Annotated in this window: 15 protein-coding genes; 10 read left to right on the forward strand and 5 right to left on the reverse strand. The window is 73.2% G+C overall.

The annotated features are described in order from the left end of the window. Positions 1-135: 135 nt before the first annotated feature. The 6 genes from I2501_RS14940 to I2501_RS14965 all read left to right on the forward strand — a co-directional run bounded on the left by I2501_RS14940 (position 136) and on the right by I2501_RS14965 (position 4,707). The gene (locus I2501_RS14940) at positions 136-621 is read left to right on the forward strand and encodes a hypothetical protein (RefSeq protein WP_196194469.1); all 486 of its coding nucleotides are present in this window, start codon (positions 136-138) and stop codon (positions 619-621) included. Continuing rightward, a complete protein-coding gene (locus I2501_RS14945; RefSeq protein WP_215909628.1) occupies positions 618-1,568 on the forward strand; it encodes an FAD:protein FMN transferase in 951 nt (316 codons plus the stop codon). The genes I2501_RS14940 and I2501_RS14945 overlap by 4 nt, the downstream gene beginning before the upstream one ends. Beyond that, positions 1,565-2,347, forward strand: a complete 783-nt coding sequence (locus I2501_RS14950; RefSeq protein ID WP_196194470.1) for a ferric reductase-like transmembrane domain-containing protein — start codon at positions 1,565-1,567, stop codon at positions 2,345-2,347. Before I2501_RS14945 ends, I2501_RS14950 begins: the two co-directional genes overlap by 4 nt. Further along, positions 2,344-3,732, forward strand: coding sequence for an NADH-ubiquinone oxidoreductase-F iron-sulfur binding region domain-containing protein (locus tag I2501_RS14955; RefSeq protein WP_196194471.1), 1,389 nt, complete (start codon positions 2,344-2,346; stop codon positions 3,730-3,732). Before I2501_RS14950 ends, I2501_RS14955 begins: the two co-directional genes overlap by 4 nt. A 5-nt stretch (positions 3,733-3,737) precedes the next feature. Continuing rightward, positions 3,738-3,962 carry a ferredoxin gene (locus I2501_RS14960; protein ID WP_196194654.1) on the forward strand — a complete coding sequence of 75 codons (225 nt, stop codon included), beginning with the start codon at positions 3,738-3,740 and terminating at the stop codon, positions 3,960-3,962. A 139-nt stretch (positions 3,963-4,101) separates the two neighbouring features. After that, positions 4,102-4,707, forward strand: a complete 606-nt coding sequence (locus I2501_RS14965; protein WP_196194472.1) for a hypothetical protein — start codon at positions 4,102-4,104, stop codon at positions 4,705-4,707. Positions 4,708-4,784: 77 nt separating this feature from the next. On the opposite strand, the gene I2501_RS14970 is transcribed toward I2501_RS14965, so the two are convergent. Continuing rightward, entirely contained in the window at positions 4,785-7,310 is a 2,526-nt protein-coding gene (locus tag I2501_RS14970; protein ID WP_215909629.1) for a glycoside hydrolase family 3 N-terminal domain-containing protein, read from the reverse strand. 312 nt (positions 7,311-7,622) lie between these two features. Here I2501_RS14970 and I2501_RS14975 point away from each other — a divergent pair, with 312 nt between their 5' ends. Further along, complete coding sequence (locus tag I2501_RS14975; protein WP_196194473.1) at positions 7,623-8,243, forward strand: GNAT family N-acetyltransferase; 621 nt, start codon at positions 7,623-7,625, stop codon at positions 8,241-8,243. Between the two features lie 24 nt (positions 8,244-8,267). Here I2501_RS14975 and I2501_RS14980 read toward each other — a convergent pair whose 3' ends face one another. Beyond that, positions 8,268-9,407 (reverse strand): acyl-CoA dehydrogenase family protein, encoded by a 1,140-nt coding sequence (locus I2501_RS14980; RefSeq protein WP_196194474.1) that lies wholly within the window; start codon positions 9,405-9,407, stop codon positions 8,268-8,270. Next, on the reverse strand, positions 9,404-10,282 hold the full coding sequence (locus I2501_RS14985) for a TIGR03084 family metal-binding protein (RefSeq protein ID WP_196194475.1): 879 nt from the start codon (positions 10,280-10,282) through the stop codon (positions 9,404-9,406). The genes I2501_RS14980 and I2501_RS14985 overlap by 4 nt, the downstream gene beginning before the upstream one ends. 178 nt (positions 10,283-10,460) lie before the next feature. On the opposite strand from I2501_RS14985, the gene I2501_RS14990 reads away from it, so the two are divergent. Then, complete coding sequence (locus tag I2501_RS14990; protein ID WP_236046344.1) at positions 10,461-10,820, forward strand: hypothetical protein; 360 nt, start codon at positions 10,461-10,463, stop codon at positions 10,818-10,820. A 41-nt stretch (positions 10,821-10,861) separates the two neighbouring features. Here I2501_RS14990 and I2501_RS14995 read toward each other — a convergent pair whose 3' ends face one another. Both I2501_RS14995 and I2501_RS15000 read right to left on the reverse strand, forming a co-directional pair. Continuing rightward, positions 10,862-11,512 carry a TetR/AcrR family transcriptional regulator gene (locus I2501_RS14995; RefSeq protein ID WP_328806374.1) on the reverse strand — a complete coding sequence of 217 codons (651 nt, stop codon included), beginning with the start codon at positions 11,510-11,512 and terminating at the stop codon, positions 10,862-10,864. 54 nt (positions 11,513-11,566) lie between these two features. Beyond that, the gene (locus I2501_RS15000; RefSeq protein WP_328806375.1) at positions 11,567-12,016 is read right to left on the reverse strand and encodes a MarR family winged helix-turn-helix transcriptional regulator; all 450 of its coding nucleotides are present in this window, start codon (positions 12,014-12,016) and stop codon (positions 11,567-11,569) included. Between the two features lie 105 nt (positions 12,017-12,121). On the opposite strand from I2501_RS15000, the gene I2501_RS15005 reads away from it, so the two are divergent. Beyond that, positions 12,122-12,787 (forward strand): NAD(P)-dependent oxidoreductase, encoded by a 666-nt coding sequence (locus tag I2501_RS15005; protein WP_196194477.1) that lies wholly within the window; start codon positions 12,122-12,124, stop codon positions 12,785-12,787. Between the two features lie 30 nt (positions 12,788-12,817). Then, complete coding sequence (locus tag I2501_RS15010) at positions 12,818-13,411, forward strand: DinB family protein (protein WP_236046345.1); 594 nt, start codon at positions 12,818-12,820, stop codon at positions 13,409-13,411.

Below are 13,411 nucleotides of genomic sequence, written 5' to 3' on the forward strand. Positions count from 1 at the left end.
GCCGGGCCGCCCCGGAGCTGCGACGACGCGGACCCTTGCCAGTTCTTAGTAATTCCTGAACCGGAATCCGACATCCCCCTGGGCACGCTGGAGCGACAGACTGCGACACCCCCACCTGTCCAGGAGGAGTCAAGGATGGACTCGACCGAACATCCGGCCGCCGCCGAACGGGCCCGATCCCATCGGCGGGACCGCTCCGTGCGCCGGGTCGGCGCCACCACGCGCTGGGTCACCGTCGCCGCAGCGGCGGGTACCGTCGCGCTCGCCACCGGCTACGCGCAGGCGTCCACGCCCTCCGCGTCGCACCACGGCACCACGGCCGCGCCGAGCCCGGACGCCTCCCGCGCCGCCCAGGTCCCGAAGCCCTCCGCACCGGCCAAGCCGTCCGCGAAGCCGAGCCCCAGCCACACGGTCGCACCCAAGCCCAAGCCGAAGCCGGTCACCCACACCGTCGCCCCGGCCCCGGTCCCGGTGCAGCAGCCCACCTCCGCACCGGCCCCCGCGTACACGCCGCCCGCTCCGGCGCCCGTACCGACGCAGGCCGCCCCGGTGCCGACCCAGGCGGCCCCGCCGCCGGCCCCCGCGCCCGCGCCGTCCCAGACCACGACGGGCGGTTCATGACGATGCTCGCCCAGGAGCCCGGCCAGGCCGTCTTCCCGGTCTTCGGTACCAGCGGACATCTGCTGGTCAGCGACCCGGGGCTGCTGCCCGACGCCCTGGTCAGGCTCCAGTCCGAGCTGGCCGCGATCGACGCCGCGTGCAGCCGCTTCCGTCCCGACGCCGAGCTGGCCCGGGCCAACGCCATGGCCGGACGGACGGTCGTGGTCGGCCCGCTGCTGGCGGAGGCGCTGGACGTGGCCTGGCGCGCGGCCGAGGAGACCGGCGGGATCGTCGACCCCACCGTCGGGGCGGCCGTCCGCGGTCTCGGCTACGACCGCACCTTCGCCTCGCTCCGCCCCGAGCAGGTCGGCGCGCCCGCGACCGCACCCGCCCCCGGGCCGGCGAGCGTCGAGTGGGAGCCCGCCCGGCGGCGGCTGCGGCTGCCCGCGGGCGTCGCCCTCGACCTGGGCGCGACCGCCAAGGCCTGGGCCGCCGACCGGTGCGCGGCCCTGCTCGCGCAGAGCACCGGGTGCGGCGTGCTGGTCAACCTCGGTGGCGACCTGGCCGCCGCCGGTCCCGCGCCCGAGGGCGGCTGGCGGGTCGCCGTCGCCGACGACCACCGAGCACCGCGGCCCGACTCCCCCATCGTGGCCGTGGAGAGCGGCGGACTGGCCACCTCCGGCACCGCCGTCCGTGCCTGGACGCGCGACGGCCGCCGGACGCACCACATCGTCGATCCGCGTACCGGCCGCAACCCGCAGCCGTGCTGGCGGACCGTCACGGTCGCGGCCCGGTCCTGCGTCGCCGCCAACACCGCCGCCACCGCGGCGCTGATCCTCGGCCGCGTGGCCCCCGAGAGGCTGCGTGAGGCCATGCTCCCCGCCCGTCTCGCCCACGAGAACGGCGACGTCGTCCGCGTCTGCGGCTGGCCCGCGGACGCGCCCGCTCCCCGGCGAGGTGCCGCATGAACCCCGCGCTGACCCTCGGACTCCACTCCGCTGGGCTCCACCAGGCGCTGCTGGCCGCGTCGTCGACCGCGCCGAGCCCGCTCTGGTACGCCACCCGCGCGGGCGGCACCATCGCGCTGGTGCTGCTGACGGCGACGCTGGCCCTCGGCATCGCCGTCGGTGGACGCCACGAGCCGCGCACCCTCGCCCGGTTCGAGGTGACCTCGCTGCACCGCAACCTGTCGGTGCTGACGCTGGTCTTCCTGGCGATCCACATCGTCACGGCGATCCTGGACAGCTTCGTCCACCTCGGCTGGTGGATCGCGCTGGTGCCGTTCACCTCCGGGTACCGCACGCTCTGGCTCGGGCTCGGCACGGTCGCGTTCGACCTGATGCTCGCGGTCGCGATCACCAGCGCGACCAGCGGCATCCGGCTGAAGATGGGCCAGCGGCGCTGGAAGGCCGTGCACTGGCTCGCCTACGGCTCCTGGCCGATCGCGGTGTTCCACGCCGCCGGAACGGGTACCGACACCACGGCCACGCTCCAACTCGCCCTCTACGCCGTGTGCCTGGCCGTCGTCATCGCCGCCGTCTGGTGGCGGCTGCACCGCGCCGGGCCCGCCCACCGCGCGCTGCGCCTGTGGACGGGCGTGGCCACGCTGGCGGTCCCGGTCGCCCTGGCCGCCTTCCTCCACGTCGGCCCGCTGGCACCCGGCTGGTCCCACCGCGCCGACGCGCCCGCACGTCCCGTCGCCACCACGCCTGCCGCCTCCGTAACGGAAGGAGCCGTGACCCGATGACCGCCGAAGCCACCTACGGCGCGTACGACTCCCCCGACGCCTACGACGAGACCCGCGCCCTACCGCTCGCCGACGGCTCCCGGCCCGGCCCGCACGGCACCAGGCTCCTCTCCGGCTGGTTCACCGACGGCCGCCCGGCCGACCTGACGGACCATCTGGACCGCTACGGTCCCCCGCCGATCGAGCGCGCCGCCGCCCGCAACGGGCACGAGTCCGCGCTGGTCCGCGCCGTCGAAGCGGCGGGCCTGACCGGACGCGGCGGCGCCGCGTTCCCCACCGCGATCAAGATGCGCGGCGTCGCGTCCGGGCGCGGCCCGGCCGTGGTCGTGGCCAACGGCATGGAGAGCGAGCCGGCCAGCTCCAAGGACCGGACGCTGCTCCAACTCGCCCCGCACCTCGTGCTGGACGGGATCGCGCTGGCCGCCCAGGCGGTCGGCGCGAACGAGGCCCACCTCTGCGTGGCCCGTCCCCGTACCGAGCAGATCCGCGAGCTGCGCGCCGCCCTCGCCGAACGCGAGCGGCGCGGCCTGGACCGGATCCCGGTGCAGCTGCACGAACTGCCGCACCACTACGTCTCCAGCGAGGAGACGTCCCTGGTCAACTGGCTGAACGGCGGCGACGCCCGGCCGATGTCCACCCCGCCGCGCCCGTTCGAGAAGGGCGTCGACAAGCGCCCCACGCTGATCGACAACGTGGAGACCCTCGCCCACCTGGCCCTGATCGCCCGCTACGGCGGCGACTGGTACCGGGAGGCGGGCGCGCCCGACGCGCCCGGCACCACCCTGGTCAGCCTCTCCGGCGCGGTCCGCCACCCCGGTGTCTACGAGGCCCCGATGGGATCCACCATCGGCCATCTGCTCAACCACGGCGGCGGCCCGAGCGGACCCCTGTCCGCGATCCTGGTCGGCGGCTTCTTCGGCAGCTGGCTCCCGGCCCGGACCGCCGCCGAGACCCGGTTCACCAAGGAAGACCTGGCCGCCCTCGGCGCAGGCCCCGGCGCTGGAATCCTGGTCGCGCTGCCGCACCAGTCCTGCGGGCTGGCCGAGACCGCCTCGATCCTCGCCTTCCTGGCCAACAACAGCGCCCAGCAGTGCGGCCCCTGCCGCTTCGGGATGCCCGCCGTCGCCGACGACTTCGCGACCCTGGCCTTCGGCCAGGCCGACCCGTCGGTGCTGATGCGGCTGGAGCAGCGCACCGGCCTGCTCGCCGGACGCGGCGCCTGCCGCCACCCCGACGGGGCCGCCCGCCTCGCCGCCACGGCGCTGTCGACCTTCGCCGCCGACGTGCAGAACCACCTGCGCTACGGCCCCTGCCCCGGAGCTGACCTGCCCCCGGTGCTCGACGTCCCGGACAGCCCGGTCCCCGACCCGGAGGAGTGGAAGTGAGCGTCATGCCGTTCACCCGGTCCCGTGAGCTGACCCTGCGGATCGACCGGATCGCCTGCGAGGGCCACGGCGCCTGCGCCGAACTGCTGCCGGAGCTGCTGTCGCTGGACGAGTGGGGCTACCCGATCGTCCACTCCGCAACGGTCCCTGCGGAGCTGTCGGCGCACGCCAAGCGGGCCGTCGCCGCCTGCCCGGTGCTAGCCCTGCGGATGGACCGCCCGACACGGTGATCAGGCTCGTCCGATAACCTGCCCGCGGCCGTCGGCAGGTGTGCCGCCGTCCGGCGGGACCCTGAACGAGTTCTTAGTCATCGATCATGCAGACTCTCCCCGGCAGGTCCGCCTCAGGCCCGTCCGGAAGGAACAACCGGTGACCACTGCAAGCGTCGCGCCGTCCCGCCAGGAGCAGCGGCAGTCACACGGCCCCGAGGGCAACGCCCGGCTGACCGGTGCCGTCGGGACCGTGCTGCTGGTGCTCTTCGCCGTGCAGGGCGTCACGATCCTGTCGCTGACGCAGCTGCTGCCGGTGCACTTCTTCTTCGGCATGCTGATCATCGGCCCCGTGCTGCTGAAGATCGGTACGACGGTCTACCGCGCCTTCCGCTACTACACCGGCGCTCCCGCGTTCCGCCGCCACGGCGCCCCGCACATCGCGCTGCGCCTGCTCGGCCCGCTGCAGATCCTGATGTCCGTGTCGCTGCTGACGACCGGCATGACGCTGGCACTGGTCGGTCCGGGCACGCTGGCCCAGCAGGTGCTCTTCCTGCACAAGGCCTCGTTCTGGCTCTGGGTCGGACTGACCTCGATCCACGTGCTGACCCACCTGTGGCGGCTGCCCCGCCTGGTCGGCTCGGAGCTGCGCCGCGACGCCGTCCCCGGCCGGGGCCTGCGCTGGACGCTGCTGGCCTCCTCGCTGGCCACCGGCGCCCTGATCGCCCTCTGGGGCCAGCACCTGGTCACCAACTGGGGTCGCTGAGCTCTTACTGACGAAGGCCGCCCCCGCTCGACGCGGGGGCGGCCTTCGTGCGTCACCTGAATTCTGATGTCACCTGCTCAGGAGACCGTCAGCGGTGCCGACAGCGCGACGTCGTACGGCGTCGTGTCGTCGTTGTCGATCTGCACCTGGTAGGCGCCCGGCTGGACGGTCGGCGCGGCGGCCGAGTCGATGTCGCCCTGGCTCACCGCCAACTGCCGCAGGTCGAAGGTGATCTGGACGGTCTTCGACTGCCCGGCCGCCAGGTCGACCCGGGTGAAGCCGACCAGGCGCTGCGGCGGGGCGATGGTCTGGTCGCTGACCGGCTGCGCCACGTAGAGCGGCACGATGTCGGTCCCGTCCCGGCTGCCCGTGTTGCTCACCGTCACCGTGGCGGTGACCTGGCCGCCGCGCGCGGACGCCGTCGGCGTCACGTTCAGGCCCTTGACCGCGAAGCTGGTGTAGGAGAGGCCGTAGCCGAACGGGTAGAGCGGGTTGTAGGCGTGACCCGCACCCGAACCGGTGCCCGGGAGTTGGTCGAAGAACTTCGGCTCGTCACCGAGCGGCGAGGGCGCGGTGCCGTTGAAGTCGCCGCCCACGGTGGTCGCGTCCGAGGCCCAGGTGATCGGCAGCTTGCCGCTCGGGTCGATCGTGCCGAACAGCGCCTGCGCGACGGCCTGACCGGCCTCGGTGCTGCCCTGGAAGTCCATCAGCACGGCGTTGGCGTTCTCCGCCGGGCCGAGGCCCAGCGGGCGTCCGGCGATGACGACGACGATGACCGGCTTGCCGGTAGCCTCCAGCGCCGAGATCAGCGCCTTCTGGTCGTCGGCCAGCGCCGGGGCCGGGTTGTCGCCGAGCCCTTCGGCGTAGGCCTTCTCGCCGACGGCGACCACGTACGCGCTGGTGCTCGACGCGTCGGCGACGGCGGTCGCCTGGTCGGGGGCGTAGACGGCGTTCGGGTCCATCGACTTGATGCCGCCCAGCACGGTCGTCCCGGGCGGGATCTGGTTCGGGTCGCCCATGCAGCAGACGTGCCCGGCCCCGGCGACGCCCTGCCAGCTGACGCTCCATCCGCCGAGCTGGTTGGTCATCGAGTCGGCGCTGGGTCCGGTGACCACGATGTGGCTGCCGGAGGCCAGCGGCAGCGCGTTGTTCTGGTTGCGCAGCAGGACCAGCGACTCCTGGGCCGCCTTGAGTGTCTGGTCACGCCCGGAGGTCACGGCGGCATCGGCGGCCGACGCGTCCACGCAGGGGGCGTTCGCGTTGGTCAGACAGGGCAGGTCGAAGAGGCCCAGCTTGAACTTGAGCGTGAGGATCCGGCCGACGGCCTGGTCGATCCGCTGGTGGGAGATCCGACCGGTCTGCACGTCCTGGAGGATCGCCTGCTGCCACGTGGCCGGGTCGTTCACCTGCATGCTCATGTCCACACCGGCGTTGACCGCGTCGGCGATGGCGCCGGGCAGGTCGGCCGCGATGTGGTAGGTCGTCTGCAACGCGGTGACGTCCTGGTAGTCGCTGATCACCACCCCGCCGAAGTGCATCTGGCTCCGCAGGATGTCGGTGAGCAGGTAGTGCGAGGAGGTGGCCGGGACGCCGTTGATCGAACCCGAGTCGACCATCACGGTGTCCGCGCCCGCGTCGATGCCCGCCTGGTAGGAGGGCAGGATGGTGGACTGGAGGTAGTTCAGCGGCAGCAGCGCCTCGTCGCGGTCATGGCCGTTGATCGACTGCGAGTAGCCCGCGAAGTGCTTGACGGTCGCGCTGACCGGCAGCGATCCCTTCGGGCCGGGGGCCTGCATGCCGGTGATGTCCGCGGCGCCCATCGCCTCGGCCAGCGCCGGCTCCTCGGACCAGGTCTCGTACGTGCGGCCCCAGCGGGGGTCGCGGGCCAGGTCCTGGACGGGTGCGAAGTCCCAGTTCCAGCCGGTGGCCCGGAGCGCGTCCGCGGTGACCTGACCGCCCGCCTGGGCGAGCGAGGGGTCCCAGGTCGCGCCCATGCCGAGCGACTGCGGGAAGAGCGGCGCCTGGTACGGGTGCCCGAAGCCGTGCACCGCGTCGACCCCGAAGAGCAGCGGCAGGTGCAGCCGCGAGTGCTGGATCGCGTAACTCTGGATGATGTTGTACTCGTTGGCCCAGTCGTAGCCGGTGTTGCCGGTTCCGCCCTTGCCGGTGGTGTCGACCGGGTCGTTGGTGCCGCCCGCCAGCACGGAGCCGACGTTCTGGCCGACCAGGATCTTCTGCATGCAGGACGGGTTGGGCACGTTGAACCCGTTATCGGAGCAGGTGGCGCTGTTCGGGTCGGTCAGCGTCGTGACCAGCTGCTGGTCCATCTGCCCGACCTTCTCCGGCAGCGTCATGGCGTGCAGCAGCGCGTTCACGCGGGTGGCGACCGGCAGGGACCGGTCCAGCCACGCGGAGCCCGACGCCGAACCGGCCGCACCCGCGGCGGCGGAACTGGCGGACGCGGCGGACGCGTTGCCTCCTGCGGTGAGCAGCGGGACGGCCAGCGCGACCGCGGCGGTCGCCGTGGCAGCCGCCAGCAGTCGGGGATGTCGGGTGGCGCTGAACAGTTGGGCACTGAAGACGGAGGATCTGGTGATCGTCACGAGGACTCCTGGTTCGGGCCGTTCGGCTTCGATCGGAAGGGAGCGCTCACTCGCAGGCCGGCAGGCATGCCTCGTCACCGCGCGATGCGGGCATGCGTTCAACTGATGACGCCTCACATGGAGCCACTGATGCAGCACGAGCGTCAAGACTGCTTACTGCGTTGACTTCTTGAACGCATGCGCCGCCCCGGGCACAGCCGTCGTCATCTCGTCAAACACAGCGACGGCTCAGCCAAGCGCGTGTGCACGCCGCGCGATGCCGGGTGACCCGAGGTAGGGTCGCTTGCTTCCGTTTCCGCGAAAGGCCCGCAGGTGTCCGCAACCGCCCAGCCGCGTTCCGCTCCGGAGTCCTCCGCGCGGCTCCGCCCACGCACCGCGACCGACCTCGACGCCTGCGTGCGCGTCCTTTCGGAGGTCCACCGGCAGGACGGCTACCCGCAGGACTGGCCCGACCTCCCGGCGGCCTGGCTGACGCCACGTCGGATGCTGGCGGCCTGGGTGGCGACCGTCGAGCGCGATGCCGTCGAGCCCGGTACCGTCGAGCGCGGTGCCGTCGCGAGCAGCGCCGTCAACGGCGTTGGTGGCCTTGAGATCGCGGGACATGTCGCCCTCTCCGCGAGCGGGCCGGGCGACTCCGCACCCGCGCTGTGGAGCAGGGCGACCGGCCGTCCCGAGGCCGAGGCGGCCCTGGTCAAGCGACTCTTCGTCGGCCCCGCCGGGCGCGGACTCGGCGCGGGCGCGCTGCTGTTGGCGCAGGCCACCGACGAGGCGCGCCGTCGTGGTCTCCACCCGGTCCTCGACGTGGTGACCACCGGCACGTCCGCCGTCGCCCTGTACGAGCGCGCGGGCTGGTCGCTGCTCGGGACGGTCGAGCAGCAGTGGGAGCCGGGCCGGTACGTCCCGGTCCACTGCTACGCGGCACCGAGCCCCTGAAACAACTCCGCGATGCGCGCTGCCTCAGCCGCTGAACCCCAGGCGCTTCGCCGCCAGTGCGGTCAGGATCTCGTCCGCGCCGCCGCCGATGGCCAGGATGCGGACGTCGCGGTAGTGGCGCTCGATCTCCGACTCCCGCATGTAGCCCATGCCGCCGTGGAGCTGGAGCGCCTCGTGGACCACCCACTCCGCCGTCTCCACCGCCGTGTTCTTCGCGAAGCACGCCTCGGTCACCACGTCCTCGCCCCGGACATGACGTTCCGCCACATGGTGGGTGTAGACGCGGGCGACGTCGGTCCGCCGCGCCATCTCGGCGAGCGTGTGCTGGACGACCTGACGGGAGATCAGCGGACGGCCGAAGGTGTGCCGCATCCGGCACCAGTCGACGGCCAGGTCGAGCGCACGCCGGGCGTGCCCGTACGCCTGCGCCGCGAGCGCGAGCCGCTCGGTGACGAACTGCGTCGCGATCTGCACGAACCCGCTGTTCTCCGCCCCGACCAGGTTGGCCACGGGCACCCGCGCGTCGGCGAACGACAGCTCGGCCGTGTCCGAGCAACGCCAACCCATCTTGTCCAGCCGCCGGGTCACGGTGAAGCCGGGCGTACCGCGCTCCACCACCAGCAGCGAGATCCCGTGCGCGCCCGTTCCTCCGGTGCGGACCGCGGTGGTGACGAAGTCCGCCCGGCAGCCGGAGGTGATGAAGGTCTTGGCGCCGTTCACGACGTAGTGGTCGCCCTCGCGGCGCGCGGTGGTGCGGATCGACGCGACGTCGGACCCGGCGTCGGGCTCGGTGACGCCCAGCGACCCGATCGCCTCCCCCGCGAGCACCGGCCGTACCCAGCGGTCGAGTTGGGCCGGATCGCCCGCCGCGACGATGTGCGGCAGCGCGATGCCCCCGGTCAGCAACGAGGCCACCAGCCCGCCCGAACCGCCCGCGTGGAGCAGCTCCTCGGTGACGGCGAGGGCGTCGAGCAGGTCCCCGCCTCCACCGCCGAGCTCGACCGGCAACGCGACGCCGAGCAGCCCGAGCGCGGCGGCCTTGCGGTGGAGCTCGCGCGGGAGTTCGCCGTCCTGCTCCCAGCGGTCGAGCTCGGGCAGGACCTCGGTCTTGACGAAGCTCCGTACCAGCGCCCGCAGTTCGGTCCGCTCGACGGTCTCGCTCACGCGTCCTCCCCGGTTCCTGCGGCTGTGCCTGCTGGGCCGCCGCGTCCTGAGCTGCCGTGTCCTGAGCCGCCGCGTCCTGACCTGCCGTGTCCTGAGCTGCCGCGCCCGGCTCCGGGCGGTCCGGCGAACGCCTGGGCGATCCGTAGCCAGGTGGCGGCGTCCGGACCGACGGCGTGCAGATCGGTGTCGGCGAGCGCCCGGCGCTGGGTGACCAGCAGGCAGAAGTACAGCGCGCTGCCGCTCACCTGCTGGTCGGCGTCGTCCGGCCCGTAGCCCCAGACGCCCTCTCCGCCGCCCGGCGCGCGCAGCTCCACCCGGAACTCGGCGGCCGGCGGAGTCAACCCGTGCACGGCGAAGGCGAAGTCCCGCGTCCGGACGCCGAGCCGGGCGATGTGGCGCAGCCGGTTGGTCGGTTCGCGGACCAGGCCCAGTGCGTCATGCACGTCCTGGCTGTGCGCCCAGGTCTCCATCAGCCGCGCCGTGGCCATGGACGCCGCGCTCATCGGCGGCCCGTACCAGGGCAGTCGCAACTCCGGCGCGGCGGCGGACAGCGCCTGCGCAAGCTCCTCGCGCCCGGCACGCCATTGCGCCAGCAGCCGCTCGCGTGGCCGGGCGGCCCACTCCCGCGCACACGCGTCGACATACGCGTCACCGGCCTCCAACGCGCGGACGCGCTCCTCGGCGAAGGCCTCCGGGGTCCGGACGGCGAGCAGCGCCTTGGCGTCCGTCCAGGCCAGGTGGGCGATCTGGTGCGCGACGGTCCAGCCCTCGGCCGGGGTGGGCGTGGCCCAGTCGGTCTTCTCGTCGGCCACCACGGCGTCGAGGAGCCGCGACTCGGTGTCAAGATCGGCCAGGATCGGCCGTGGGTCCGCCATGGATCGTCTCCCATGCTGCGTTCCGGACAGCTCGCGGGTCGACCATGACACGGCGTCAGAAAAGAATCAATGATGCCTGATTGTTTTCAGCAGACCGGGCGAGTGCACACCGACACGATGGACGAGGTATCCGCCGTCCGAGTGGTTGCCGGAGCGCACCCGGCTCGTTGATCCGGGTATGAACACGGAAGCACTGGAAGCCGGGCCCGCAGTCGCAGGCGAAGAAACGTTCCAGCAGCCGCGACTGCAAGGCCGTGAACCGAAACCGGAGCTGGAGCCGGAGCTGGAGGCTGATCCCGAGCCGGAGGAGCCCATCTACGCCGACCTGTCCCGCGTCTGGGTGCGTGAGGGCCGGACCGTGCCCGGGGTCCCCGACCAGGAGTGGCACCACCTCGCCCGCGCCGCACCGCGCTTCTTCACCCCACCGCTCTCCTCGTCGGGCCTGCTTCCCGGCCCGCGCGGCGGGGCCTCCGGCCGCCATCGGCGCGATCCGGACAGCGCCGAGCAGCACGCGCGAAGCGAGCGAGAGGGTGATTGACGGTACGTCAACTCACCCGCCGAGCCCGCCACGCACCCGCCTCACGCACCGCCCTCCCCCGGCACCGCTCCCCACAGCGACGCGACAACCGCGCGCGTGGTCGCCCGGAAGAGCCGGTCCACGTCCGGTGGATCGGCGAAGGCCTGGGCCAGGCCGGGGTCCTGTTCGGCGGTCGCGTCGTCCCAGAGGTCCGGCTCGCCGGGATGCTGTGCCGGCGCGCGCTCTCGGTTGCGCTCCACCAGCACGAAGCCGACGACGTGGAACTGAACCGCCCGCACCGCCTCCGCCGCGGCGGCCCCGCGCAGCCCGGCCGCGTGCGCCTCGTGGGCCAGGGCGCGCTGCGCGGGGAGCATCATCCGCTCGGTGAGCCCGCGCTCGTGCACCAGCGCGATCAGGTGCGGGCGGGCGCGCAGCTTGCGGCGCAGCTCCAGGGCGACGGACTCGGCGCGCGCGGCGGGCGTGGCGCCCTCGGCGCGGATCCGGCCCATCTCCCGCACGGTCCGAGCGACCAACTCGTCCAGCAGCGCCTCGCGGTTGCCGACATGCCAGTAGATCGCGGTGACGGCGCAGCCGAGTTCGCCGGCGAGCCGGCGCATGGTGAGCGCCGCGGGCCCCTGGGCGCGGACGAGGTCCGCCGCGGCGTCCAGGACCGCGTCCTTGCTGAGCCTGCTGCCCCGATCGTTCACCACCACGCGCCCCACCCTCACTCTCGCCCCGATTGTGACGGACCATCACCTGATGCGCCATCAATTCTGCTGCTGCTCCAGCACCGCCGTGGCCGCCCTGCCCGCCTCGGCGACCCGCTCCAGGAACTCCGCGATCACGCGCAACTGCTCGGCGTCGTAGTCGGAGCAGATCTCGCGCACCGCGCCGTTCATGCCCGCGAACTGCTGGAACACCTCCCCGCCGCGCTGCGGCAAGGCCCGGACCAGCACGGCTCGCCGGTCCTCCGGCGCACGCTCCCGCACGATCCAGCCGTCCCGCTCCAGCCGGTCCAGGATCCCGGTGACGGTGGCCGGATGCAGGCCCGCCGTCCGGGCCAGTACGCCGGGGCCGATCGGTCCGAGGCGATTGATCAGGTCCAGGCAGTCCATGTCGACGTCGCGCAGCCCGAGCCGCCCGCTGACCCGGCGGTTCAGCTGTGCCAGCTGGATCCCGAGCTCGCGCAGGCTCTCGGTCACGTCACGACGGGCCACGCCGCGCCCTTCCGATCGAGATGTTTTGGAATCCATATGATATCGTCTCCATAGAGTACGGCGTACAAAGTAGACCCTACCCACGCTCACCCCAGGGAAGACGCCATGAAGCTCGTCATCGTCGCGGCGACCGGCGGCATCGGCCGCCAACTGCTCGCCCAGGCCCTCGCCGCCGGACACCAGGTCACCGCCGTGGTCCGCACCCCGTCCAAGCTCGACGCCGACGTCCCTGCGGTGGCCGTCGACCTGTCCCACCCGGATCCCGAGGCCCTGCGCACCGCCGTGACCGGCGCGGACGCGGTGCTCTCCGGGCTCGGCGCGCGCACCAAGGCCGACCACGGCGTCGCCACCCGTGGCACGGCGGCGCTGGTCGACGCGATGCAGACCGTCGGTACGCAGCGCCTGGTCCTGGTCAGCGCCGCCCCGATCGGCACGGTCCCGTCCCCGGCCCGGCCGAACCCGCCGCGCCACGACCCGGGCGACGGCTTCTTCATGCGGCATCTGCTCAACCCCCTGGTCAAGCAGGCGCTCAAGGGCCACTACGCCGACCTGGCCACCATGGAGGACGCCGTCCGCGCCTGCCCGCTCGACTGGACCGTCGTCCGGCCGCCGCAACTCACCGACGGCCCTCGCACCGGTGACTACCGCACCGCCCTCGGCCGCAACCTCAAGGGCGGCACCAAGATCTCCCGCGCCGACGTCGCCGACCTGATGCTCCGCACCCTCACACAGCCGGGGTTCGAGAGGCAGGTTGTCGGAATCGCCTACTGAGGCACCGTCATCCGGCCGTAGCATCGCCGGATGACCGACTCCCCCGACACCCGCACCCCGATGACTCAGGCCCCCGGCACCCCGAGCCCGGTCACCCGCGATGTGCTGATGACCCTGGACGAGGCCCGCGGCCGTCTGCTGGCCCGCCTCGACGGGCTGAGCGACGCCGAGTACCTCTGGCAGCCCGTCCCCGACTGTCTGACCGTCCGCCCCTCCGGCGACGACGGCCGCTTCCGCGCGGATCCGCGTCCGGGCCGGGACGTCTCGCCCGCGCCGTTCAGCACCGTCGCCTGGCGCATCTGGCACATCGGCGCGGACTGCCTGCGCGGCTACGACCGGTTCTTCGAGGGCGGCGTCGTGGACAGCGCCGTGGACGACAGCCGCTGGGACTGGCCCGGCACGGCCGCCGAGGGCGTCGCCCTGATGACCGAGGACTGGGCCCGGTTCCGGGCCCGCGTCGCCGCCGTGGGCGACGCGAGGCTGGTCGAGCCGATAGGGCCGATCGCGGGCCCCTACGGCACAGAGAGCTACCTCGCTCTCGCCCTGCACGCACTGGACGAGGTCGCGCACCACGGCGCCGAAGTGGCCGTGCTGCGCGACCTCTACCTCCACGGGATGCGCTGA

Source organism: Streptacidiphilus fuscans, from assembly GCF_015690355.1.
Classification (GTDB): domain Bacteria; phylum Actinomycetota; class Actinomycetes; order Streptomycetales; family Streptomycetaceae; genus Streptacidiphilus; species Streptacidiphilus fuscans.